Source organism: Roseivivax sp. CAU 1753, assembly GCF_054482575.1.
In genome coordinates this window covers 58703-81201 of the sequence record NZ_JBTLRF010000004.1, presented here as the reverse complement: position 1 = coordinate 81201, position 22499 = coordinate 58703, and the positions used below count along the sequence as shown (strand labels likewise).

Annotated in this window: 25 protein-coding genes; 18 read left to right on the top strand and 7 right to left on the bottom strand. The window is 64.8% G+C overall.

The annotated features are described in order from the left end of the window. The first annotated feature begins 121 nt into the window (after positions 1-121). Together ACXYMN_RS10150 and ACXYMN_RS10145 are read left to right on the top strand one after the other, a co-directional pair. On the top strand, positions 122-877 hold the full coding sequence (locus ACXYMN_RS10150) for an ArsR/SmtB family transcription factor (protein ID WP_459013499.1): 756 nt from the start codon (positions 122-124) through the stop codon (positions 875-877). Then, positions 874-1272, top strand: coding sequence for an MAPEG family protein (locus tag ACXYMN_RS10145; protein ID WP_459013498.1), 399 nt, complete (start codon positions 874-876; stop codon positions 1270-1272). The genes ACXYMN_RS10150 and ACXYMN_RS10145 overlap by 4 nt, the downstream gene beginning before the upstream one ends. A 43-nt stretch (positions 1273-1315) precedes the next feature. Here the strand turns inward: ACXYMN_RS10145 and ACXYMN_RS10140 are convergent, their stop codons facing one another. Beyond that, positions 1316-2578, bottom strand: a complete 1263-nt coding sequence (locus tag ACXYMN_RS10140; protein WP_459013497.1) for an MFS transporter — start codon at positions 2576-2578, stop codon at positions 1316-1318. Between the two features lie 149 nt (positions 2579-2727). Between ACXYMN_RS10140 and thrS the strand changes: the two genes are divergently transcribed. The 5 genes from thrS to ACXYMN_RS10115 all read left to right on the top strand — a co-directional run bounded on the left by thrS (position 2728) and on the right by ACXYMN_RS10115 (position 7533). Further along, positions 2728-4671, top strand: coding sequence for a threonine--tRNA ligase (gene thrS / locus ACXYMN_RS10135; RefSeq protein WP_459013496.1), 1944 nt, complete (start codon positions 2728-2730; stop codon positions 4669-4671). 331 nt (positions 4672-5002) lie between these two features. Then, on the top strand, positions 5003-5302 hold the full coding sequence (locus ACXYMN_RS10130) for a BufA1 family periplasmic bufferin-type metallophore (protein WP_459013495.1): 300 nt from the start codon (positions 5003-5005) through the stop codon (positions 5300-5302). Positions 5303-5375: 73 nt separating this feature from the next. Then, the gene (gene bufB, locus ACXYMN_RS10125; protein ID WP_459013494.1) at positions 5376-6233 is read left to right on the top strand and encodes an MNIO family bufferin maturase; all 858 of its coding nucleotides are present in this window, start codon (positions 5376-5378) and stop codon (positions 6231-6233) included. Continuing rightward, a complete protein-coding gene (locus ACXYMN_RS10120; protein ID WP_459013493.1) occupies positions 6230-6967 on the top strand; it encodes an HvfC/BufC family peptide modification chaperone in 738 nt (245 codons plus the stop codon). The genes bufB and ACXYMN_RS10120 overlap by 4 nt, the downstream gene beginning before the upstream one ends. 11 nt (positions 6968-6978) lie before the next feature. Further along, positions 6979-7533 carry a DoxX family protein gene (locus tag ACXYMN_RS10115; protein WP_459013492.1) on the top strand — a complete coding sequence of 185 codons (555 nt, stop codon included), beginning with the start codon at positions 6979-6981 and terminating at the stop codon, positions 7531-7533. Here ACXYMN_RS10115 and ACXYMN_RS10110 read toward each other — a convergent pair whose 3' ends face one another. Together ACXYMN_RS10110 and ACXYMN_RS10105 are read right to left on the bottom strand one after the other, a co-directional pair. Next, complete coding sequence (locus ACXYMN_RS10110; protein WP_459013490.1) at positions 7534-7848, bottom strand: ArsC/Spx/MgsR family protein; 315 nt, start codon at positions 7846-7848, stop codon at positions 7534-7536. It lies immediately after the preceding gene. Between the two features lie 43 nt (positions 7849-7891). Then, complete coding sequence (locus ACXYMN_RS10105; RefSeq protein WP_459013489.1) at positions 7892-8797, bottom strand: LysR family transcriptional regulator; 906 nt, start codon at positions 8795-8797, stop codon at positions 7892-7894. Positions 8798-8893: 96 nt separating this feature from the next. On the opposite strand from ACXYMN_RS10105, the gene metF reads away from it, so the two are divergent. Then, on the top strand, positions 8894-9763 hold the full coding sequence (metF, locus tag ACXYMN_RS10100; protein WP_459013488.1) for a methylenetetrahydrofolate reductase [NAD(P)H]: 870 nt from the start codon (positions 8894-8896) through the stop codon (positions 9761-9763). A 45-nt stretch (positions 9764-9808) separates the two neighbouring features. Here the strand turns inward: metF and ACXYMN_RS10095 are convergent, their stop codons facing one another. From ACXYMN_RS10095 to ACXYMN_RS10080, 4 genes are all read right to left on the bottom strand, one after another. Then, positions 9809-11059, bottom strand: coding sequence for a GNAT family N-acetyltransferase (locus ACXYMN_RS10095; protein WP_459013487.1), 1251 nt, complete (start codon positions 11057-11059; stop codon positions 9809-9811). A gap of 311 nt (positions 11060-11370) precedes the next feature. Beyond that, positions 11371-11595, bottom strand: coding sequence for a DUF2842 domain-containing protein (locus ACXYMN_RS10090; RefSeq protein ID WP_459013807.1), 225 nt, complete (start codon positions 11593-11595; stop codon positions 11371-11373). Between the two features lie 28 nt (positions 11596-11623). Then, on the bottom strand, positions 11624-12919 hold the full coding sequence (locus ACXYMN_RS10085) for an adenylosuccinate synthase (protein ID WP_459013486.1): 1296 nt from the start codon (positions 12917-12919) through the stop codon (positions 11624-11626). A 102-nt stretch (positions 12920-13021) separates the two neighbouring features. Beyond that, entirely contained in the window at positions 13022-13510 is a 489-nt protein-coding gene (locus ACXYMN_RS10080) for a cupin domain-containing protein (RefSeq protein WP_459013485.1), read from the bottom strand. Between the two features lie 154 nt (positions 13511-13664). Between ACXYMN_RS10080 and secG the strand changes: the two genes are divergently transcribed. From secG to ACXYMN_RS10030, 10 genes are all read left to right on the top strand, one after another. Continuing rightward, a complete protein-coding gene (secG, locus tag ACXYMN_RS10075) occupies positions 13665-14042 on the top strand; it encodes a preprotein translocase subunit SecG (RefSeq protein WP_459013484.1) in 378 nt (125 codons plus the stop codon). 250 nt (positions 14043-14292) lie between these two features. Beyond that, on the top strand, positions 14293-15936 hold the full coding sequence (locus ACXYMN_RS10070; RefSeq protein ID WP_459013483.1) for a CTP synthase: 1644 nt from the start codon (positions 14293-14295) through the stop codon (positions 15934-15936). 6 nt (positions 15937-15942) lie between these two features. Next, positions 15943-16692, top strand: coding sequence for a hypothetical protein (locus tag ACXYMN_RS10065; RefSeq protein WP_459013482.1), 750 nt, complete (start codon positions 15943-15945; stop codon positions 16690-16692). Between the two features lie 352 nt (positions 16693-17044). Continuing rightward, a complete protein-coding gene (locus tag ACXYMN_RS10060; protein ID WP_459013481.1) occupies positions 17045-17809 on the top strand; it encodes a 23S rRNA (adenine(2030)-N(6))-methyltransferase RlmJ in 765 nt (254 codons plus the stop codon). Between the two features lie 176 nt (positions 17810-17985). Continuing rightward, positions 17986-18402, top strand: coding sequence for a tellurite resistance TerB family protein (locus ACXYMN_RS10055; RefSeq protein WP_459013480.1), 417 nt, complete (start codon positions 17986-17988; stop codon positions 18400-18402). Between the two features lie 39 nt (positions 18403-18441). After that, complete coding sequence (locus tag ACXYMN_RS10050) at positions 18442-18888, top strand: tellurite resistance TerB family protein (protein WP_459013479.1); 447 nt, start codon at positions 18442-18444, stop codon at positions 18886-18888. 137 nt (positions 18889-19025) lie between these two features. Next, positions 19026-19802 carry an ABC transporter ATP-binding protein gene (locus tag ACXYMN_RS10045; protein WP_459013478.1) on the top strand — a complete coding sequence of 259 codons (777 nt, stop codon included), beginning with the start codon at positions 19026-19028 and terminating at the stop codon, positions 19800-19802. Positions 19803-19831: 29 nt separating this feature from the next. Further along, a complete protein-coding gene (locus ACXYMN_RS10040; protein ID WP_459013477.1) occupies positions 19832-20560 on the top strand; it encodes a transporter substrate-binding domain-containing protein in 729 nt (242 codons plus the stop codon). An 88-nt stretch (positions 20561-20648) separates the two neighbouring features. Next, the gene (locus ACXYMN_RS10035) at positions 20649-21530 is read left to right on the top strand and encodes an ABC transporter permease (protein WP_459013476.1); all 882 of its coding nucleotides are present in this window, start codon (positions 20649-20651) and stop codon (positions 21528-21530) included. Continuing rightward, on the top strand, positions 21527-22333 hold the full coding sequence (locus tag ACXYMN_RS10030) for an ABC transporter permease (protein WP_459013475.1): 807 nt from the start codon (positions 21527-21529) through the stop codon (positions 22331-22333). The genes ACXYMN_RS10035 and ACXYMN_RS10030 overlap by 4 nt, the downstream gene beginning before the upstream one ends. Positions 22334-22499 lie beyond the last annotated feature (166 nt).

The following is a 22499-nucleotide window of genomic DNA, read 5'->3' as shown; positions in this document are numbered from 1 at the left end:
CCACCAACATGCCCTCGGCTGGCCCGATCCGCCAGTCCTGCGCATCCCGCCTGCATCCATCCGGCAGCCAAAATACGTTACCCTATTGTCACGTGACTATAGAATCACGTATAAACATCCCATGGACGCCATTTTCAAAGCCCTCAACGACCCTGCCCGCCGCAAGTTGCTGGACGCGCTCCGGCTCAAGGACGGACAGACGCTGACCGAACTGGAAGAGCAGCTCGATCAAAGCCGGTTCGGCGTGATGAAACACCTCAAGGTTCTGGAAGACGCCCACCTGATCGTCACGCGCAGGCGCGGGCGGTTCAAGGACCACTACCTCAACGTGCTGCCGCTGCAGGAGATGGTGGATCGCTGGGTCCATCCCTTCCTGACCGATCAGGCGCGCGGCCTGTCATCCCTCAAGACCAGACTGGAGAGCCGAGCCATGGCCGAGAAACCCGATTTTGTCATGTCCACATTCATCGACTGCACCCATGATGCGCTTTGGGACGCGCTGACCAGGGGGGCGTCGATCGCCGAATATCACTTTGCCTGTTCCGATGTGACGGGCGACTACACCGCCCCCGGCGATACGGTGGTCTGTCGCTTCCCCAATGGCGACCCGCTGCTGACCAACCGCGTCCTTTCGATCGACCCCAAGACCCGGATCGAGCTGGAATTCGCGCCAAGCTGGGGCGGCGACGACACGCCCTCGCGGTGCATCTACCTGCTCGAGCCGCAAAGCTCGGGCATGAAGCTGACCGTCGAGCACTTCGACATCCCGGCCAGCCAGACGGGCATCGCCGACGGTTGGGCGCGCCTGTTCTCTGGCCTCAAGACCTATGTCGAAACCGGCAAGGGGCACCGCTTTGCGCCAGAGCGCGCGTCATGACCCCCGAACTGACGGTCCTGACCCTCGTGGCGGTCCTCGCGGCGTCGCTCTGGGTGCCTTATATCATCGGCGTGAACGTCACCCATGCGCCGCTGCCCGCCGACAGCCGACCGCACGACCCCGGCAGCCTCGCGCCATGGGTGCACCGGGCCTTCCGTGCGCACCTCAACCTTCTGGAACAGGCTTTGCCATTCGGGTTGGTGGTGATCGTCGCGCATCTTGCAGGTGTGACGAACACGCTGACGGTGACCGCGTGCTGGGAATTCGCGGCCCTGCGCGTGGTTCATGCGGTCTGGATGATCGGCGGCTTTCCGGTCCTCCCGGTCCGACCGCTGATCTTTGTCGGTGGCTGGATCGCGATCCTGGCCATCGCCGTCACGGTGCTGCTGGCCTGATTGCCCGCGGTCATCCGCGGACAACCCGACAGGGCGGGGCGTTTCAGCCCCGCTCTTCCACCTCGTTCAGGCCCAGCGCCACCACGGCCCCCATCGCCGACAGGACCGCGAAGACGCCCAGCGCCACCTCCGGGCCCAGCGCGGCCAACCCGCCGCCCAGCGCGCCGACCAGCAGCAACAGCACGCCGATCGTCGTGTTGGCCAGCGCCGCGTATGAGGCGCGCTGATCTTCCGGCGCCATGTCCACCAGATAGGTCGAGCGACCCGAGCGGACGCCTTCATAGGCGATCTGCAACCCGAACAGGATCACCGGCGTGACCCAGATCGCTTCGGTCAGACCGGCAAGCGATGCCAGCACCGCGACCGCCATCGCAGCCCCGCCGCCAAAGCCGGACAGAGCCAGCACCTTGCGCGACGACCTGTCCGACAACCGGCCCCAGACGTAGGACGACAGAAACGCCGCCGCCGCCGAGGCCAGCAGCAAGGCCCCCAGCTTCTGCAGGGCACCGCCGCCCTCGCCGAGCAGGATCAGGTACGGCGGAGCCAGCGCCGTGGCGGTCAGCAGGCCGCGTGCGGCGATGAACCGGCGGAACTGCGCGTCCCGTTTCAGTGGCGCGAGGTTCAGACCTTCACGTTCAGCAGGCTCCGACGCCTCTTCCTCGAGCCGCGAAAAGACCAGCGCCGCCAGCAACCACAGCACCGCCGCCACGCCGACCGCGATGGCCAGCGGCGTGACCTCCTGCAACAGGCCGGACAGCAGCAGCAGCGCAAAGATCAGCACCCCCGCCGACGACACCGATCCGGCAACGCCGCTGACGGCCCCGCGCCGGGACACCTCGATGGTCTTGCCGAGGATATCCTTGTAGCTCACCGAACAGGCCGCCCGCGACACCGCAAGGATCGCCAGAAACCCGCAGATCGCGATCCCGCCGCGCCAGCCTTCAAGCATCAGGGCGGATACCGCGATTCCCGCCGCGGCCCCCCCCTGACCCAGCGATCCGGCCACCCAGACCCACTTGCGATGCGCCATCTGTTCGACCGTGCCCGCCAGCAGCACCTGCGGCAAAAGCGATCCGGCCTCCCGGATCGGCACCAGCAATCCCACCAGAACCGCCGGTGCACCGATCGCCTGCAGGATCCAGGCCAACACCAGCTTGGGCGAAATCAGACCGTCCGCGACCTTGGTCATCGACAGCGACAGCATGTGCCGCAACCCGTTCCGCGCTTCGCGGGCAGAGGCTTCGCCATCATCATCGGTCAGCTTGCCATAGACGTCTTTCACGCGCGGGTTTGTCTGATCGACCATCGGGATGCCTTGCCTTGCCGTGCTTTGTTGCCACAGACCCGAACCCCCCGCTTGACAGCGGGTTCCCTCGCGCGCCATTCAGTCGCAATACGACATAAACCCGCAACCGGGCGTTCCGTGGGCGCCAAACCGACGAGGAGTGCTGGCCGATGGCCCAGATATCCCTGACTTTCCCCGATGGCAACGCGCGCGACTACGCGGCTGGCGTAACGCCTGCCGACGTGGCCGCGTCGATCTCGAAATCGCTGTCGAAAAAGGCGATCTCGGCAACCGTGAACGGCGCGCACTGGGACCTGCAATGGCCCATCGAGGCCGACTCCGCCATCGCCATCAACACCCTGCAGGACGACGCCCCGGCGCTTGAACTGATCCGTCACGACCTGGCGCATATCATGGCCCGCGCCGTGCAAGAGATCTGGCCCGATGTGCAGGTCACCATCGGCCCCGTCATCGAGAACGGCTGGTACTACGATTTCGACCGTGCCGAACCCTTCACCCCCGAGGATCTGGGCGAGATCGAAAAGCGCATGAAGACGATCATCGCCGCCCGCGATCCGGTCCGCACCGAGATCTGGCCCCGCGACAAGGCCGTCGCGCATTACGAGCAGTCGGGCGAACCCTACAAGGTCGAACTGATCGACGCGATCCCGGGCGATGAACCCCTGCGCATGTACTGGCACGGCGACTGGCAGGACCTCTGCCGTGGCCCGCACCTGCAAAATACCGGTCAGGTGCCCGCCGATGCGTTCAAGCTGATGTCCGTTGCCGGGGCCTACTGGCGCGGCGACAGCGACCGCGCCATGCTTCAGCGCATCTACGGTGTCGGCTTCAAGAACAAGGACGACCTCAAGAAACACCTGCACATGCTGGAAGAGGCGGCCAAGCGTGACCACCGCAAACTCGGCCGCGAGATGGACCTTTTCCACATGCAGGAAGAGGCCCCCGGCCAGATCTTCTGGCACCCGAACGGCTGGTCGATCTACACCCAGCTGCAAGACTACATGCGCCGCCAACAGCGCGCAGGCGGTTATGTCGAGGTCAACACGCCGCAGGTGGTCGACCGCCGCCTCTGGGAGGCATCGGGCCACTGGGAAAAGTACCAGGAGCACATGTTCATCGTCGAGGTCGACGAGGAACATGCCCGCGAAAAGTCGGTAAATGCGCTGAAACCGATGAATTGTCCCTGTCACGTCCAGATATTTAACCAAGGGTTAAAGTCTTACCGCGATCTTCCATTGCGCATGGCCGAATTCGGTTCATGCAACCGATATGAGCCGTCCGGTGCCCTGCATGGCATCATGCGGGTGCGTGGCTTCACCCAGGACGATGCGCATATCTTCTGCAGGGAGGATCAGATCGAAGATGAAACAAGACGATTTATCGACTTTCTCAGCGCCATCTACCGCGATCTCGGATTCAAGGATTTCAAGGTCAAGTTCTCCGACCGCCCCGACACCCGTGCCGGATCCGACGCGGTCTGGGACAAGTCCGAAACCGCCCTCAAATCCGCCACGACTGCCGCGGGTTGTGACTTTTCGCTGAACCCCGGCGAAGGTGCGTTCTACGGGCCGAAGCTTGAGTTTGTGCTGACCGACGCCATCGGGCGCGACTGGCAATGCGGCACGCTGCAGGTCGATTTCGTTCTGCCCGAACGGCTGGACGCGACCTATATCGGCTCGGACGGCGGCAAACACCGCCCCGTCATGCTGCACCGCGCGGTGCTGGGCTCGTTCGAGCGGTTCATCGGCATCCTGATCGAGGAACACGCCGGAAAACTGCCGTTCTGGCTCGCCCCGCGTCAGGTCGTCGTCGCCGCCATCGTGTCCGAGGCGGATGACTACGTGCACGAGGTCGTGGCCGCCCTGCAAAAGGCGGGCGTGCGCGCAGAGGCCGACGTGCGCAACGAAAAGATCAACTACAAGGTCCGCGAACACTCCGTCGGCAAGGTGCCCGTGATCCTCGCCGTCGGACACCGCGAGGTCGAGCAGCGCAGCGTGACCCTGCGCCGCCTGGGGGAAAAACAGACCTCGGTAGAGCCGCTGGACGCGGTCGTGCCGGCGCTTGCACGCGAGGCGACGCCGCCCGATCTCTGACCGCCACCACCGGCTGTAACAATCATGACGCGCGCCGTGAGCCCTGCTCCGGCGCGCGTCTTTCTGGTCCGACGCGCTTGCAACATTCCAGCGCAGGACCCTTGCAGGCTGTAACAATCCTGCGCCGACCCGCCGCGCGCCGACATTACAAACTCGCCTGATACCAAGGGATTGCACGCCGACGCGCCCCGCCCCCGCGTGCGACGCGCGATAAGACGCCCGTGATGCACGGCCCTGTGAATGGCGCGACAGGACGTCGCAGACAAGACTGTTGGCGACCCGGTTGACGCAATCCGCCGGGCGTTTGTCCAAAAACAAGGGGTATGACCTTATGTCCACCACGCTCAAGACCGCCGCCATCATCGGTGCCGTCGCCGCAAGTTTCGCAGCCACCGGCGTCAACGCGCAGGCCAAGGAAAAATGCTTCGGCGTTTCGCTCGCAGGTGAAAACGACTGCGCGGCGGGCCCCGGCACGACCTGCGCCGGCACTTCGAAAGTCGACTACCAGGGCAATGCCTGGACCCTCGTCGATGCCGGCACCTGCACCGAGATCGCGTTGCCCGAAATGGCCGACGGCACCGCCCGCATGGGCGCTTTGGAAGCGCTCGACCGCGACCTGCCCACCAGCTGATGCAAGCGCGGCGCGGGGCACGCGTTCTTCCCCGCCCGCTTCTCCAACCCGCCAAGACACAAGGCCCCGCCCCATGTTCAACCACGGCTTCAAGACGCTCCCGGCGGCCCCCGGCATCGGCTACAAGCCGCAACATTTCGCGGCGCTTTGCGACGATCCCGGCCCGGTCCGCTGGCTCGAGATCCACGCCGAGAACTACATGGGCGACGGTGGCCGCCCCCTGGCGCAGCTGGCGGAACTGGCGCAGCGCTTTGCCCTGTCGGTGCATGGTGTCGGGCTCTCCATCGGCGGCGAGGGCCCGCTCGACCGCGCTCACCTGTCGCGCCTGAAACGCCTGGTCGACCGCATCCGCCCGGCCCGGTTTTCCGAACATCTCGCCTGGTCTACGCACACATCCCGCTATCTCAACGACCTGCTGCCCCTGCCCTATACCCCGGCGACCCTGGCCCGCGTCGCCCGGCATATCGACACGGTGCAACAGACGCTCGGCTGCCAGATGCTGCTCGAAAACCCGTCCTCCTATCTTGCCTTCGAGGCCTCGACCCTGTCCGAGCCCGACTTCCTCGCGGCGCTCGTCGACCGCACCGCCTGCGGCCTGCTGCTCGATGTCAACAACGTGTTCGTCTCCGCCACCAATCTCGATTTTCCGGCCCGTGACTACATCGCCGCCTTTCCGCTCGACGCGGTGGGCGAGATCCATGTGGGCGGTCACGACACCGACGCGGACGACCATGGCGCGCCGCTGCTGATCGACAGCCATGGCCGCGAAGTGGCCGATCCGGTCTGGGCGCTGCTGGCCGATGTCCTGGCCCGCAGCGGGCCGAAACCGGTGCTCATCGAATGGGATACCGACGTGCCCGACTGGCCGGTCCTCGCCGATGAGGCCCGCAGGGCCGAAGAGGTGCTGTCCCGTCAGGTTGCCACAGCATGAGCGTCGAGGCCGCCTTCCACGCATCCCTGCTCGATGCCCGCGCCCCGATCCCGCCGGGTCTGATCGACGGCGCGGGGCGTCCCGCAGGCCGCCGTTTCGCAGTCTACCGCAACAACGTCGCTGTCGCCCTGACCGATGCCATCGAAACCGCGTTTCCCGCCATCACCTCGCTCATCGGTCCGGAAAACATGGCCAGGGTCGCGGGCAGCTATATCCGCGCCGACCTGCCCCGCACCCCTGTCCTGTCGCAATACGGGGCGGGCTTTCCGGACTTCCTCGCCGCCAGCGCGCCGCTGGCGCACCTGCCCTACCTCGCGGACGTGGCCCGGATCGATCTTGCCATGCGCCGGTCCTACCACGCCGCGGATCACACCCCCCTGCCCCGCGACGCGCTCGCCCAACTCGACGCAACCTGCCTCATGGCGACCCGGCTGATGCTCGCGCCCTCGGTGCAGCTTTTGTCGTCGCCCTGGCCGATCCTGCAGATCTGGCGCTTCGCCACCCGCCAAACCACCGAAAAACCCACAGGCGGGCCGCAAGACGTCGTCATCCTGCGCGCCGGGTTCGACCCGGAACCGCACGCCCTCGGCCCCGGGGCGCATGCCTTCCTTTGTGCGCTGCAGGCGGGGCATCCCCTCGCCCGGGCAATCGAGGCCGCGGACCCCGATTTCGACCTCTCCGCCACTCTGACGCTGCTCTTCGCGCAAAACGGTCTTGCCGCCCCTCCGCCATAAGGACAACGCCCATGCTCCGCTCGCTTCTCCTTGCCCCCGCCGACCGGGATGATCGATGGCTGCCGCTTCTGGCGCGGTTCGTCTTCGCCGCGACCCTCCTTTTGTACTTCTGGAAATCGGCGCTGACCAAGCTCGATGGCGGGCCCTTCTCGCTCTCGACCGGGGCCTATGCCCAGATCTTTCCCAAGGCCTTCGAAGCGGTCGGATACGACGTCAGCCAGTTGGGGCTGTTCCACTGGATCGTCGTGATGGCGGGCACCTACGCCGAGTTCTTGCTGCCCGCCCTGCTGGTCATCGGCCTTCTGGCCCGCCCCGCCGCGCTTGGCATGATCGGCTTCATCATCGTCCAGAGCCTGACCGACCTCTTCGGTCACGGCGGCATTGCCGACCCCCAGACCCTCGGCGCCTGGTTCGACCGCGTCCCTGACGGCGTGATCCTCGATCAGCGCGCGTTCTGGTGCGTCACGCTTCTGGTGATCGCGGTCAAGGGGGCCGGTGCCCTGTCGGTCGACCGCGTCCTCGCGCAGCGCACGCGCGCCGGCGGCACGGCTGTTCCGACCCGGTGATCAGACGCCCAGCGCCGCGCGGGTCTGATCGTCAAAACCCAGATACAGCGCATCGCCCGTCGCGATCAGCGGACGTTTCATCAGCGTCGGATAGGTCCCGATCAGCCAGACCGGCGCTTTCTTGCGGTCCTCTTCGGACAGGTCCCGCCATGTGGCCGAGCGTGTGTTCAGAAGGCGGTCGCCGAACGTGTCGAGCGCCGCGTTCAGAACCTCTCCCGGCAGGCCGTCTTCGCGCACATCGACAAATTGCGCATCGGGCAGCGCCTTGCGCGCCTTTCGGCAAGTGTCACAGGTCTTGATGCCATAGATCTTCATCGCGGGCTCTCCTCTCATCTCTCGCGCGGTGCCGCAGGTCGCGCTATGCCGCCTGCAGCCTCTTGGCCTCAACGCGGGCCAGCGCGATCAGGTCCCGCACGTATTGCTTTTCCTGATCGACACTGCGCGTCGCGGCGTAAAGCCTGCGGGTGATGCCCGTCTCGGTCAGGGGCCGCGTCACGTAGTCGGAGTTGTACTTGACCTCGCGCACGACCCAATCGGGCAACACCGCCACGCCCCGGTTCGACGCGACCAGGAGCAGGATCACCGCCGTCAACTCCACCTGCCGGATCGCCGCGGGTTCGACTTTGGCGGGCGTCAGGAGTTGCGAAAAGATGTCCAGACGCGACCGCTCGACCGGATAGGTGATCAGCGTCTGCCCGCGAAAATCCTCGGCTGTGACAAAGGGCTTCTGCGCCAGCGGGTGTGACGCCGCGGCGACGAAGACCGGGTTGTAATCGAAAAGTTCCGTGAAGGTCACGCCCGCCAACTCCTCGGGGTCCGACGACACCACCAGATCGACCTCTTCCTTCAGCAACGCCGGCAGCGCGTCGAAGGCAAGGCCCGGGCGGATGTCCACATCCACATCCGGCCAGGATTTCCGGAACCCCTCGAGCACCGGAAACAGCCATTCGAAACAGGCGTGACACTCGATGGCGATGTGCATCCGCCCGGTCACCCCCTTGCGCAGACCGTCGAACTCCGCCGCCAGCGCCTCGATCTGCGGCAACACCTGTTCGGCCAGCCGCAACAGCCGCAAGCCCGCAGGCGACAGCTTCATCGGCTTCGAACGGCGCACGAACAACTCGACCCCGGCCTGATCCTCAAGCCCCTTGATCTGGTGCGACAGCGCGCTTTGGGTGATATTCAGATGCTCCGCCGCGCGCGCCACGCCGCCGGCATCGTGGATCGCCTTGATGGTTCGAAGATGACGGAATTCGATGTGCATTCGCGGTCCAGCTCATGTTAATCTTTAGTTTTATGAGTTTGTTTCACAAACGCTGGCATGCGACAAGCATCCTCAAGAAATGAAGGAATCGCAAAGATGACCCGCCGCCCTGACGTCTCGTTCGAGTTTTTCCCGCCGCAAACACTGGAGGCGTCTTTCCGTCTCTGGGACACGGTGCAAACCCTTGCTCCCCTCGATCCGCGTTTCGTGTCCGTGACTTACGGTGCGGGCGGCACCACGCGCGAACTGACGCGCGAAGCGGTCGCCACGATCCACAAACACTCGGGCCTGCGCACCGCGGCGCATCTGACCTGCGTCAACGCCACCCGCGAAGAGACGCTCGATATCGCGCGCGGCTTCGCCGAAGTCGGCGTCACCGACATCGTCGCCCTGCGCGGCGACCCGCCCAAGGGCGAAAAAACCTTCACCCCGACCGAAGGCGGCTTTCGTAACAGTTGCGAGTTGATCGCGGCACTGAAGGAAACCGGCGATTTCACCATTCGCGTCGGCGCCTATCCCGACACCCACCCCGAGGCCCCGACCGACACGGCGGATGTCGAATACCTCAAGCGCAAGTTCGATGCCGGTGCGGACGAGGCGCTGACCCAGTTCTTCTTCGAGGCGGACACCTTCTTCCGCTTCCGCGACGCCTGCGCCAAGGCGGGTATCGACAAGCCCATCGTGCCGGGCATCTTCCCGATCGAGAACTGGAAGGGCGCGCGCCGCTTTGCCGAGGCCTGCGGCACCAAGATCCCCGCCTGGGTCATCGAGGCGTTCGAGACCGCGACCCGCGACGGGCGCGAGGACCTGCTGGCCACGGCCCTGTGCAGCGAGCTTTGCTCGAACCTGATCGACGGGGGTGTCGACAAGCTGCATTTCTACACGTTGAACCGCCCCGAACTGACCCGCGATGTCTGCTTCGCGCTTGGCGTCACCCCCGAAGCGCGGCTCGAGAACGTCGCCTGATCGCGCCGCCCTGTGCATCGCCCCGGACCGCCACGTCGCTTTGCGTCAGATCGGCAGCGTCGCAAGGCAGGTGGCACCGGCTTCCGCCTCGTCGACGCGCCCCTTGCGGGCAAACCGGGCGACCTGACGCAGCGCGGGCCTGAGGCAGAGCGGATCGAAATACCCCGTTTGGCCGCGCCCGCGCCGCTGAATGGTCAGATACCCGACCTGAGTGACCTCGGCGCCGAACCGGAACTTGTACTCCTCGTCGCCATGGCAAAAATCGTAGCATTGAAAGCCATGTTCGATCGCCCACTGGATCGAGGCGGCGTGCAGCAACATGCCGACCGAGGCGTCCGGCACGGTTTCGTCCCGACCCGCGACCAAGAAATGCACCCGGTCCATGTCCTGATCCAGCACATGCCCCAGCGCTGCCAGCGGGCGTTCACCGTCCCAGAGCACCGACAGGCAAAGGCAATCGGTCTTGAACGCATTGGCCAGGATCGCGCGATAATTCGCGGCCACGCGCGTGGCCTGCGCCGCCCCTTTCACCGGTGCCCATTTCTGCGTCCAGTGATCGATCAGGATGTCGAGGTCGCGCTGGAACGTGTCCGCATCCGAAAAGGTGACGCGCCAGGCGCCGTTCTTGAAATGCCGCCGCCAAAGCCGCCGCAGCTTTTGGCGGGTGTTGCGCGACGGCAGCGCCGACAGGTAGGTCTCGAAACTCTCGGGCAGGGTCACGCGCGGACAGGCCAGGTTGTCGACCACCCCCTTGTTGATCCGGTATTCGGGAAAGTCGACCTTGAAGCCACTGTCCCCGGCGAAGGCCTCGGCGAAGTGCCGTAGCCGCGTCTCCGTGGCCTCGTAGCGCATCTCGAAGCTGATCCACGGCATTTCCTTCAGCGCGGCCCCGGTGATCCGGATCGCGTCGGGGTCGTAGTCCGGATGACAAAGCCAGCCGACATATTCCGACCGGATCAACCGCCCCGCGGGTTCGACCGCCGTGCGGAATTCGCCCCGGCGCGCCACCCAGCTTGTCTTGATCCGCAGCGGCAGAATGCAGACCGGCGCGTCGCCCTGTGCTGCGTCCCGCACCACCAGAACGCGCCATTCCTCGGGGTTGTCGCGAAACACCCGGTTCAGCCACGTCCAGCTGAGAAACACCGTGCAATGGGGGTCCGCGGCCTCAAGCGCCTGCCAGTCGAACTTCATCGCCCGAAACGCCGGGTAGGTCTCGACGACGCTGACGCTGAAAGCATGATCGCCGATCGCAAAGACCGACGCCGTATCTGCGTTTATCGAACTTCCATCAGGCATGTCTCATCCCCGCACCACAAATTTTGCAAAGCGCTTTGCAACACGCGCCGCATCCTCCGCCGCAAGGCGCCCACGCCCTGCGGTTGGCGCAGCCATCAGCGGTGAATTGGCGGATCCCTGCGTCGGGCCCGCGCATCGCGCATCGTATCTCGCCGTTCCGCTGCTAAACTGGCCGTTTCTGAACATTCCACTGCTCCCTGCGCGCAGCATGCAAAAGGCAAGCGGCAGGAAATATGCAAAATTGAGGCTATTTCAGGAAAGGCCCGGGCCCGCCTTGTGCGCCACGGCGGTGAGGCGGCGCGCGGCGGACATCACTGTCCGGCGCTGTCGTCACCCGGATCATGCTGCCCGACGCCAAGAAACACCCACTTGAACGGCAGCGCCCAGAGGATGCCCAGCACCGCGTAGATCAGCAGCTCGACCAGGATCGGCGGCCGATCGAGCCAGGTCATGATCGACACCGCGATCACACCGTAGACCGGCAATCCGACCAGCAGGATCAGCAGCGCGAGGCGTTTCTTGGTCTTGTGCGTCAGGGTCTCTCTCCTCCAGCGGAATCTGGCCTCAGTCGGAAAACGGATCGGTCACGAGGATCGTGTCTTCGCGTTCCGGTGAGGTTGAGAGTAGGGCAACCGGGCATTCGATCAATTCCTCGACCCGGCGCACATACTTGATCGCCTCGGCGGGCAGGTCGGCCCAGCTGCGCGCGCCCTCGGTCGAGGCCGACCAGCCCGGCATCTCCTCGTAGACCGGGGTGCAGCGCGCCTGTTGGTCCGCCGCCGTCGGCAAGTAGTCCAACCGCTTGCCGTCCAGATCGTAGCCGGTGCAGATGCGCAACGTCTCGAACCCGTCCAGCACGTCGAGCTTGGTCAGCGCGATGCCGTTGACGCCCGAGGTGGCGCAGGTCTGCTTGACGAGGCAGGCATCGAACCAGCCGCAGCGCCGCTTGCGTCCGGTGGTGGTGCCGAACTCGTGGCCACGTTCGCCCAGACGGTTGCCGTCATCGTCCGTAAGCTCGGTCGGAAACGGCCCCTCACCCACCCGGGTGGTATAGGCCTTCACGATGCCCAGCACGTAATCGATGGCCGACGGGCCAAGCCCCACACCGGTCGCCGCCTGCCCCGCGATCACGTTGGACGAGGTGACAAAGGGATAGGTGCCGAAATCGATGTCCAGCAGCGCGCCCTGCGCGCCTTCGAACAGGATGCGTTTTCCGGCCTTGCGCTTGTCGTTGAGCACTTTCCAGACCGGCGCGGCGAAGGGCAGGATGTCGCCCGCGATGGCGGCAAGCTGGTCGATCAGCGCCTGCCGGTCGACCTCGGCGATGCCCAGACCCTTGCGCAGCGCGTTGTGATGCGTCAGCGCCCGGTCCACCCGCGCCTCCAGCGTCGCGCGGTCGCCCAGATCGGCCACCCGGACAGACCTGCGACCGACCTTGTCCTCGTAGGCGGGGCCGATGCCGCGCCCGGTGGTGCCGATCTTGGCACCGGGATTGGCGGCCTCTTCCCGGGCGCGGTCCAGCTCGCCGTGAATGGGCAGGATCAGCGGGGTATTCTCGGCGATCATCAGCGTCTCGGGCGTAATCTCGACGCCCTGGTCGCGCACGGTCGCGATCTCCTGCATCAGGTGCCAGGGGTCCAGCACGACGCCGTTGCCGATCACCGACAGCTTGCCGCCCCGCACAACGCCTGACGGCAGCGCGTGCAGCTTGTAGACCTTGCCGTCGATCACCAGCGTGTGGCCCGCATTGTGCCCACCCTGGAAGCGCGCGATCACATCGGCGCGCTCGGACAGCCAGTCCACGATCTTGCCCTTGCCCTCATCGCCCCACTGGGCACCCACGACGACCACGTTTGCCATTTCGACCCCTCGTCACGATGTTCCAAACGGTGCCCTCTTACCGGGCGTTGCGGCAAGGGGAAACCGGGAAAAGCCCCGCACGGGGCGATGACCGCCCGCCGGTCAGCGTTTTGCGCCCGCCTGCGGAAAGTCCAGATCGTCCAGATCCGCCACCGCCCATGGCAGACCGGCATTCCGAAAGATGCGCTTGCCCTTCTCGGGGTAGTCGCCGACGTCGTGGTCCAGCCGCTGGCCGATCACCAGCAGACGCAGCGTGTCGGTGCCGGTATTCTCGATGTCATGGGCCGCGCCGCCCTTGGCATAGCCGATGAAATCCCCCGGCGCGATGGCGTGCCGGTCCGCCCCGATCCGCGCCGTTCCGGTTCCCGCCAGCACGTAGACGCATTCGTCCTCGTGATAATGCCTGTGATATTCGGTGGTAAGATCGCCCGGTGCCACTTCGACCATATGCACGCCGATCCCGGTCAGGCCGCAGAGATCCCCCAGCGACTTGTTCACCCGCCGCGCACGATCATTGAGGAAATGAGTCTTCGCCAGCCCCGCCATCGCGGCGATTTCGGCGGCAGGCAGATGGGTGCGCTCTTCGGTCATGGCAGGCTCCTTCGCGGCTGTGGCACCGGCCCCTTGCGCCGGTCACGCAGGACGAGATGCCAGAACGCCGCACAACACAAGAGAGCCGGGTTGCGGGCGGCGCGCAAATCCCCTATCTCGCATGCGATCGCAGCCCAGGCCAAAGCGGACAATCATGCAGAACGTCATTCTCATCGTGCACCTACTTCTCGCGCTCGCGCTCATCGGCGTCGTGCTGCTGCAGCGCTCCGAGGGCGGCGGGCTCGGCATGGGCTCTGGTGGCGGCGGCGGGGCAATGTCCGCGCGGTCGGCGGGAACGGCGCTTGGCAAGGTGACCTGGGCGCTGGCCGCGGCCTTCATCGCGACCTCGCTCACGCTGACGATCTTCGCCGCGCAAAACTCGGCCACAGGCTCTGTGCTGGACCGCCTCGGCGTGCCGTCGACAGCGACCGACGATGCCGGCACCGGCGTGCCCGCCCTGGAAACCGACGGCCTGCTGCCGCCGCCCTCGGGTGCCGACGGTGACGGTCCGCTCATTCCCCAGGCCGACTGAGCCAGCCGCCAAACCAGCCGGCAGTCCGACCGACGGCCAACCGACAGACCGAAGCCGGGCCCTCGCGCCCCACCACCCTTTGCGGATACGCTCACCGGCGCAACAGCATCTTGCGTTCGGCTTGCCTCGGGCGTGCGAATCCCTTACGATCCAAATCCCGTGATGCTGCGGTCCGAGCGGGCCGTGGGTGGGGCAGATCATGCCCCCCATCGCTCGATAAAATTGAGGCAAATCACGGGGTTCGCGGCATATGGCACGCTTCATCTTCATCACTGGCGGCGTTGTGTCTTCCCTGGGCAAGGGGCTGGCCTCGGCGGCACTTGGCGCATTGTTGCAGGCGCGCGGCTTTTCCGTCCGGCTGCGCAAGCTCGACCCCTATCTCAACGTCGATCCCGGCACGATGAGCCCGTTCGAACATGGCGAGGTTTTCGTCACCGATGACGGGGCCGAAACCGACCTCGATCTTGGTCATTACGAACGCTTTACCGGGGTGCCCGCGCGCAAGACCGATTCCATCTCGTCCGGGCGGATCTACACCAACGTGCTCGAGAAAGAGCGCCGCGGCGACTACCTTGGCAAGACGATCCAGGTCATTCCCCACGTCACCAACGAGATCAAGGATTTCATCTCGATCGGCGAGGATGAGGTCGACTTCATGCTTTGCGAAATCGGCGGCACCGTCGGCGACATCGAGGGCCTGCCCTTCTTCGAGGCGATCCGCCAGTTTTCGCAGGACAAGCCGCGCGGCCAATGCGTCTTCATGCACCTGACGCTGCTGCCCTATCTCAAGGCCAGCGGCGAACTGAAGACCAAGCCGACGCAGCACTCGGTCAAGGAACTGCGCTCCATCGGGCTGGCCCCCGACATCCTGGTTTGCCGCTCCGAAGGGCCGATCCCGCAGAAAGAGCGCGAAAAGCTGGCGCTGTTCTGCAACGTGCGCCCGGATGCGGTGATCGCCGCGCAGGACCTCAAGTCGATCTACCTGGCACCGCTGGCCTATCACCGCGAGGGGCTGGACCAGGCCGTGCTCGACGCGTTCCAGATCACCCCCGCGCCCAAGCCCAACCTGACCGTGTGGGAAGACGTCGCCGACCGCATCGCCAACCCCGAGGGCGAGGTGAACGTCGCCATCGTGGGCAAGTACACCCAGCTTGAAGATGCCTACAAATCCATCGCCGAGGCGCTGACCCATGGCGGGCTGTGGAACCGCGTGAAGGTCAATGTCGAATGGGTCGATGCCGAGATCTTCGACCGCGAGGATCCCGCCCCGCACCTTGAAGGCTTCCACGCCATCCTCGTGCCCGGCGGTTTCGGCGAACGTGGCACCGAGGGCAAGATCAAGGCCGCGCAATACGCCCGCGAACACAAGGTGCCCTATCTCGGTATCTGCCTCGGCATGCAGATGGCGGTGATCGAGGCCGCGCGCAACGTCGCGGGCGTGGCCACCGCCGGGTCCGAGGAGTTCGACCACGAGGCCGGCAAGAAGCGTTTTGAACCGGTGGTCTATCACCTCAAGGAATGGGTGCAGGGCAACGAGAAGGTCAATCGCAGCGTCGCCGACGACAAGGGCGGCACCATGCGGCTCGGGGCCTATGACGCGGTGCTGAAAGAGGGCAGCCGCGTCGCGGGCATCTACGGCGCCACCACCATCGACGAACGCCACCGCCACCGCTACGAGGTCGACGTCACCTATCGCAAGCAGCTTGAGGAAGCGGGCCTGTGCTTTTCCGGCATGTCGCCCGACGGCAAACTGCCCGAAATCGTCGAATGGTCCGACCATCCGTGGTTCATCGGCGTGCAATTCCACCCCGAGCTGAAATCGAAGCCCTTCGATCCGCATCCGCTGTTCAAGGATTTTGTGCGGGCGGCTAAGGATGTTTCGAGGTTGGTCTAGTTTTCTATGCTTCTTTCACTTAAAAAGGCCGTTTCTAGAGAGCCGCTTGCTTTTATTGCTATTCTAGTTGCCTTGCTCCCACACACCGCAAGTCTTATCAAAGACCACTTGGAAAAATTTCGCTATGAGATTGAATGCGCGGCTCCATTGAATACTGATTTCGGCCTTGCTGATGGCTTTCTTTACTATTTAGCAGACTGTATTTATTCAAACACAGACAGCGACCCTATCTCAATCATAAATATTGAACCAGTTGCTCTTAATGGATCTTTCTCGAGGTCTCTTATAAGACGCCAAGATTTCATCCCAGAGTTGACACCTGAATTTTTCGAGACTTCAGGTATAGACCTTACGAACATCTCAGCGGCAAATCTTCCCGTACATTTATCGCATAACGAAGCACTATCCTTCCGAGGCCTATTTGCCTTTCCAATAGGAGGGTTGAGAATTGGGGAGAGCTGTGAGACCTCAGCTCCATTAGAACTGGTTGATCTTTCACATGGCGCATGCTTTGAGAAATCAAGGATATCTCCAATCAACTCCATTCTTAATCGCATTCACTTTGGCTTTGATTCTGCAGATAGTTTTGGAATTAGGATTACCCTTTCTAATAGGTCGCGAATAGTTTTGGAATTTAACACCAAGGAACTCCATGGTTATAGGTGCGATGATTCAAAGTATCAAATCGCGTGCCCAAATTTCGATTACCAGCCAAAGTCTTGGCTTGAGAGCGGTCTATCTCTCGATGTAGATTGATTCCGCCAAAAAAGAGTCGCTGTCCACATATTTTGGCCCGAATAGCACCGAAGGTGCCAGGCCTGCGCCGGACCGGTCCCGCCGGTCTGGCGCGTCGTCAAAGCCAGCGCACCGCTCGACCAGAGCAATGACACCCCAACCATAAAGCGCCCACCACAACCAAAGCAGCGCCAGCCCCCCGGCCCGGCGCAGGCCCGACACCCCCAGCGGTTCAAGCATTGAGACGTCATCCTCGGGCTTGACCAGAGGACCTCCCCGCAACCCGTGCACCCTGCGGACAGAGATCCTCGGGCCAAGCCCGAGGACCGCCCCCACCTTGCGCGTCCCCTTCGCAAGGCCTAATCCCGACCCCATGCTGTCCTACCAACACGCCTATCACGCCGGAAACGCCGCCGACCTGCACAAGCACGGGCTCTTGGCGGTGATGCTCAATTACTTGATGCGGAAAGACAAACCGCTCAGCTATATCGAAACCCATGCCGGGCGCGGCCTTTACGACCTGCGCAGCCCCGAGGCGCTGAAAACCGGCGAAGCGGCGGCGGGTGTGGGCCGCATCGCCCTGCCCGAGACGCATCCCCTGGCCCGTGCCCTGACAGCGATCCGCGCAAGACACGGCCCCGATGCCTATCCCGGCTCTCCGCTGATCGCCGAAACGCTGCTGCGCGACACCGACAGCCTGCACCTGGCCGAGTTGCACCCCGCCGAATACGCCGCCCTTGCCCGCGTCACCCAAACCCGCACCTTGACCCACCACCAGGACGGCTTCGACCTCGCGCACAGCCTGACCCCGCCCGATCCGCGCCGGGGCCTGCTGCTCTGCGACCCGTCCTACGAGGTCAAGGCCGACTACACCGCGATCCCCCGCCACCTGGCGCAGCTGCACCGGAAGTGGAACGTCGGTATCCTGGCGCTCTGGTATCCGATCCTGCGCGATGCCCGCCACGCCCCCATGGTGCGCACCCTCAAGGCGCAGTTTCCGGACGCGCTCTGCTCCGAGGTGGCGTTTGCTCCGGCCCGCGACGGGCATGGCATGGTCGGGTCGGGCCTGTTCGTGGTCAATCCGCCCTGGGGCCTGGCCGACGCCGCCCGCGCGCTCGCCGATCTGATCCAAACCTGACCCGAAATCAGACCCGGGACCCGACACAGGCCGCATTGATGCAAATGCAGCCTTGCAAATGGGTCGTAGACAACGCAGCGCCCCTCGGACACTCTGGTCAGCGAGAGTCGCGTCAGCCCGCGACATGACCGCGGTCGCCATCGGGGCGTCGCCGGATCAATCGCGCGGAGCATGTGATGTCAAAGCGTCTCCTCTACTGGCTCAACGCCCCGCATGCCGCGTGGCTTGACCCGGCCGATACTCCCATGGCGCTTGCCGCCCTGGCGATCCACACGGCAAAACGCGACCTGCCCGATGCCCTGATCGGTGCCTCCGAAATGGACAGCATCCTCGCGCGCCGCTTCGACCTGACCCGCCGCGAAGCCGCCGAGATGCGCGCCTCCTGCGAAGACCTGGCCCGTGCCGTGCGCTCGGGCGAAGAACTCGCCCGGCTGGTCACCAGCCACGTCCCCGAGGGCGAGCGCAAGCTGCTGGCCGAGTGCATGTCCGAAGAGGTGCGCCGCCGTCACCCCGATTCGCGCCGCCTTGAGCGAACGCTGTCGGCGCGCTTCGGCCTGCCCGGGCGGTCCACCGGCAGCAGGCGCGCCGTTTAGGGGCTTTGACCTGCGCGCAGGAGTGACTATCTGTCCGTCATGTTCAAGGATTTCCTCAACCGCCTCACCGCGCCGTCACCCGCCCCCCTGGCCGATACCGACGCGCGGCTGGCGCTGTCGGCGCTTCTGGTGCGGGTAGCCCGGGCCGATGGCGTGTTCGACGACGCCGAACAGCGCCGTATCGACCGCATCCTCGCCGACCGCTACAATCTATCGCCCGAGGCCGCCATGGACCTGCGCCGCGACGCCGAACAGCTCGAGGCCGAAGCCCCCGATACGGTCCGCTTCACCCGCGCGATCAAGGACGTGGTCAGCTTCGACAACCGCATCGCCGTAGTCGAGGCGCTCTGGTCGGTCGCCCTGGCGGACGGCACGCGCGAACCCGAAGAGGACTCGCTGCTGCGCCTGGTGGCGAATCTGCTCGGCGTCAGCGATCACGACAGCGCCCGCGCCCGTCACCGCATGGAAGCCCGTCCACCGCACTGATCGATTGTTGATCGCTTGACCCTGGGTCACCAGGGCCCGTTGCACCGCGCGATGCGGCTTTCGCGTTGCAAATGCGCTCAGGATGTTCTCATCTTCCGGGTAGAAACACCTGTCCTTATCCGGAACGAGTCCCGCTTTTGTCCGATCAGACCCCCGTTCTCGAAATCCGCGACCTGCACAAGGCCTATGGCTCGCTCGAGGTCATCAAGGGTGTAAGCCTTGCCGCCTCTCGGGGCGATGTGGTGTCGCTGATCGGCTCTTCGGGCTCCGGCAAGTCGACGCTGCTGCGCTGCGCCAACCTGCTCGAGGACAGCCAGCAGGGCGACATCCTGTTCAAGGGCGAACCGGTCAGCTGGAAGGGCACGGGCCACCACCGCCATCCGGGCAACCCAAAACAGGTGCTGCGCATCCGCACCAACCTGTCGATGGTGTTCCAGCAGTTCAACCTGTGGTCCCACATGACCATCCTGCAGAACGTGATGGAAGCGCCGGTCACCGTGCTGGGACGCGACCGCCCCGAGGTAGAGCACGCCGCCCGCAAGTATCTCGACAAGGTCGGCATCGGCGAAAAGGCCGACAACTACCCCGCCCAGCTATCCGGGGGCCAGCAGCAACGCGCCGCCATCGCACGCGCGCTCTGCATGGAACCCGAAGCGCTTCTGTTCGACGAACCGACCTCGGCGCTCGATCCCGAACTGGAACAAGAGGTCGTGCGCGTGATCAAGGACCTCGCCACCGAGGGCCGGACGATGCTGATCGTGACGCATGACATGAAGATGGCGCGCGATGTGTCCAACCACGTCGTGTTCCTGCATCAGGGCCTGATCGAAGAACAAGGCCCGCCCGAAACGCTGTTTACCGCGCCGAAGTCCGAACGGCTCCGCGGCTTCCTCAGCTCCACGATGCACGACTGAAACACGCAAAAAACTTTGGGAGACGATCTATGAAAACTCTGCTCATGTGCACCGCCGCACTGGTCCTCGGCAGCACCGCGGCCTTCGCGGCAAGCCACTCCGTGGTCCGCCTCGGCACCGAAGGCGCCTACCCTCCGTACAACTACCTCGACGACGCGGGCGAGGTCGCGGGCTTCGAGCGCGAGCTTGGCGACGAACTTTGCGCCCGCGCCGAGATGACCTGCGAATGGGTCACCAACGACTGGGATTCGATCATCCCCAACCTCGTATCCGGCAACTACGACGCGATCATCGCGGGCATGTCGATCACCGCCGAGCGCGACGAGGTCGTGGACTTCACCCAGAACTACACGCCGCCCTCGCCATCGGCCTATGTGGGCATGTCGGCGGATGCGGATATCGAAGGCGGTATCGTCGCGGCCCAGACCGGCACGATCCAGGCCAGCCATGTGGCCGAAACCGGCGCCACCCTGCTGGAATACCCCACGCCCGACGAAACCATCGCCGCGGTCATGGCGGGCGAGGCCGACGCGGCAATGGCCGACAAGGACTTCCTTATTCCGATGGTGGAAGCCAATGCCGGCATGACGTTCATCGGCGACGACATCCCGCTCGGCGGCGGCATCGGCATGGCCTTCCGCGAAAGCGACCCCGAGATGCGCGAAGCCTTCGACGCGGCGATCCAGTCGATGAAGGATGACGGCACCCTCAACGAGATGATCGTGAAGTGGCTCGGCGAAGACAGCCCGCGCTTCTGATCCATGACCCGCGGAGGGGGCCCGCGCGGCCCCTTCCGCCTTTCCATTTCGAAAAATACGCAATCCAACCGCATTCACCGGGCACCCCATGCTGACATGCGCCGATCCGAGCCAGCTCTCCGGCCTGTCCTGGCTGATGTGCTACCTGACGACGGGCAAGCACCTGTCGCTCTACGTCTCGGTGGGGACCGTGTTGCTTCTGCTGGCGGTGACCGCCCCCACCGCCCTGCTGTTCGGCTTTGGCGGGGCAACGGCGGCGCGGTCGCGCTTCGCCCCGCTGGCCTGGTTCGGCAAAGGCTATATCGCGCTGGTGCGCGGCGTGCCCGACATCGCGTTCTTTCTGTTCTTCGTGATCGCGCTCGACCAGGGCTTCGAATGGCTGCGCCACAAGTGGAAATGCCCCGACTGGTCCGAGCCGATCCGCCAGGGCGCGGATTTCATCGTCTGCGCCGAGGCCAAGCTGCCCTTGGGCACCGCGCCGCAATGGGTGCATGAGGTCTACGGCTTCTTCGTTGCGGTGCTGACCTTCGCCATCGTCTTCGGCGCCTTTGCCGCCAACGTGCTCTTTGGCGCCATGCGCGCCGTGCCGCGCACCCAGATCGAGACCGCCGAGGCCTACGGGCTCAGCCACCGCCAGACCTTCTGGCGCATCCTGGTGCCGCAGATGTGGGTCTATGCGCTGCCGGGGCTGTCGAACCTCTGGATGGTGCTGATCAAGGCAACCCCGCTTCTGTTCCTGCTCGGCATCGAGGATATCGTCTACTGGGCGCGCGAACTGGGCTCTGCCAAGACACCGCGCTTCACCGACTACCCGCATGGCGATTGGCGGATGTGGTATTTCCTCGCGCTGCTGGTCTTCTACCTCGTCTTCACCCGCATCTCCGAGGTGGTGCTCGACCGGATCATGTCCCGGCTGACGCGCGGCCAGGCGACGCTGGCGGGCGAAGCCCAGAGGAAGGCCGACGCATGAGCTGCCTCCAGACCATATCGGATTACGGATTGCGCGCGCTCGGCATCGGCGAACGGCTGCTGCCGCGCTCGGATTTTACCCTCTGCCAGCAATTCACGCTGATCGGCTCGGGCATGATCTGGAACGTCTATTTCGGTATCTTCGCGCTGAGCTTTGGCTTTTTCCTCGCCACCGCCGTGGCCCTGGGCAAGGCCTCGTCCAACCCTGTGCTGCGCAAGCTGTCGGAATGGTTCATCTTCGTCTTCCGCGGCTCGCCGCTCTTCATCCAGTTCTTCTTCGCCTATTTCCTGTTCCTGGCGCTCAAGCCGGTGGCGCCGTTCTTCAACGTGCTGTCCTCGGCATGGCTCGGCGCGCTGATCGTGCTGTTTCTCAACACCGCCGCCTATTCCGGAGAGATCTTCTACGGCGCGCTGCAATCCGTTCCGAAGGGCGATCTCGAAGCGGCGGACGCCTACGGCCTGACGGGCTGGCCGCGCTTCCGGCGGATCACCTGGCCCACCATGCTGCGGCTTGCCTGGCCCGCCTATACCAACGAGGCGATCTTCCTCTTTCACGCCACAACGCTGGTCTTCCTGTCGGGCTTCCCGGCCTGGCAGCAACGCGGCGATGCGCTCTATTACGCCAACTATTTCGCCGACAAGACCTTCAACCCCTTCGTGCCCTACCCGATCCTTGCGGGCTATTTCATCCTGTTGACGCTGGGCGTGATCTCGCTGTTCGGGTGGATCAACCGCCGCCTCAACCGCCACCTGCCCGCCGACAGGCGGGCGCGGCTGAAGATGAAGATGCCGCTGATCCGCTAGGCCCCGCCCCACCCTGCCCCGTCCGCCCCGCGCCCTGCGCGCTGCATCGCCCGGCGCCAACACCGGTTCAGCGGTCGGTGCCGCGCGCCCCTTGCCCGGCCCGTCGCCCGCGCCCGCGCACCAGCCCCGCTCGCGCGCCCCGGCATGTCCCCTTCGGCGCGCCGCA

Coding starts and splice junctions, on each gene's coding strand:
- ACXYMN_RS10050 (WP_459013479.1), top strand. CDS start 18,442: ATGTTCAAGGATTTCCTCAACCGCCTCACCGCGCCGTCACCCGCCCCC.
- ACXYMN_RS10085 (WP_459013486.1), bottom strand. CDS start 12,919: ATGGCAAACGTGGTCGTCGTGGGTGCCCAGTGGGGCGATGAGGGCAAG.
- thrS (WP_459013496.1), top strand. CDS start 2,728: ATGGCCCAGATATCCCTGACTTTCCCCGATGGCAACGCGCGCGACTAC.
- ACXYMN_RS10080 (WP_459013485.1), bottom strand. CDS start 13,510: ATGACCGAAGAGCGCACCCATCTGCCTGCCGCCGAAATCGCCGCGATG.
- ACXYMN_RS10065 (WP_459013482.1), top strand. CDS start 15,943: ATGCTTCTTTCACTTAAAAAGGCCGTTTCTAGAGAGCCGCTTGCTTTT.
- ACXYMN_RS10060 (WP_459013481.1), top strand. CDS start 17,045: ATGCTGTCCTACCAACACGCCTATCACGCCGGAAACGCCGCCGACCTG.
- bufB (WP_459013494.1), top strand. CDS start 5,376: ATGTTCAACCACGGCTTCAAGACGCTCCCGGCGGCCCCCGGCATCGGC.
- ACXYMN_RS10055 (WP_459013480.1), top strand. CDS start 17,986: ATGTCAAAGCGTCTCCTCTACTGGCTCAACGCCCCGCATGCCGCGTGG.
- ACXYMN_RS10040 (WP_459013477.1), top strand. CDS start 19,832: ATGAAAACTCTGCTCATGTGCACCGCCGCACTGGTCCTCGGCAGCACC.
- ACXYMN_RS10095 (WP_459013487.1), bottom strand. CDS start 11,059: ATGCCTGATGGAAGTTCGATAAACGCAGATACGGCGTCGGTCTTTGCG.
- secG (WP_459013484.1), top strand. CDS start 13,665: ATGCAGAACGTCATTCTCATCGTGCACCTACTTCTCGCGCTCGCGCTC.
- ACXYMN_RS10110 (WP_459013490.1), bottom strand. CDS start 7,848: ATGAAGATCTATGGCATCAAGACCTGTGACACTTGCCGAAAGGCGCGC.
- ACXYMN_RS10035 (WP_459013476.1), top strand. CDS start 20,649: ATGCTGACATGCGCCGATCCGAGCCAGCTCTCCGGCCTGTCCTGGCTG.
- metF (WP_459013488.1), top strand. CDS start 8,894: ATGACCCGCCGCCCTGACGTCTCGTTCGAGTTTTTCCCGCCGCAAACA.
- ACXYMN_RS10030 (WP_459013475.1), top strand. CDS start 21,527: ATGAGCTGCCTCCAGACCATATCGGATTACGGATTGCGCGCGCTCGGC.
- ACXYMN_RS10140 (WP_459013497.1), bottom strand. CDS start 2,578: ATGGTCGATCAGACAAACCCGCGCGTGAAAGACGTCTATGGCAAGCTG.
- ACXYMN_RS10145 (WP_459013498.1), top strand. CDS start 874: ATGACCCCCGAACTGACGGTCCTGACCCTCGTGGCGGTCCTCGCGGCG.
- ACXYMN_RS10105 (WP_459013489.1), bottom strand. CDS start 8,797: ATGCACATCGAATTCCGTCATCTTCGAACCATCAAGGCGATCCACGAT.
- ACXYMN_RS10130 (WP_459013495.1), top strand. CDS start 5,003: ATGTCCACCACGCTCAAGACCGCCGCCATCATCGGTGCCGTCGCCGCA.
- ACXYMN_RS10120 (WP_459013493.1), top strand. CDS start 6,230: ATGAGCGTCGAGGCCGCCTTCCACGCATCCCTGCTCGATGCCCGCGCC.
- ACXYMN_RS10115 (WP_459013492.1), top strand. CDS start 6,979: ATGCTCCGCTCGCTTCTCCTTGCCCCCGCCGACCGGGATGATCGATGG.
- ACXYMN_RS10070 (WP_459013483.1), top strand. CDS start 14,293: ATGGCACGCTTCATCTTCATCACTGGCGGCGTTGTGTCTTCCCTGGGC.
- ACXYMN_RS10150 (WP_459013499.1), top strand. CDS start 122: ATGGACGCCATTTTCAAAGCCCTCAACGACCCTGCCCGCCGCAAGTTG.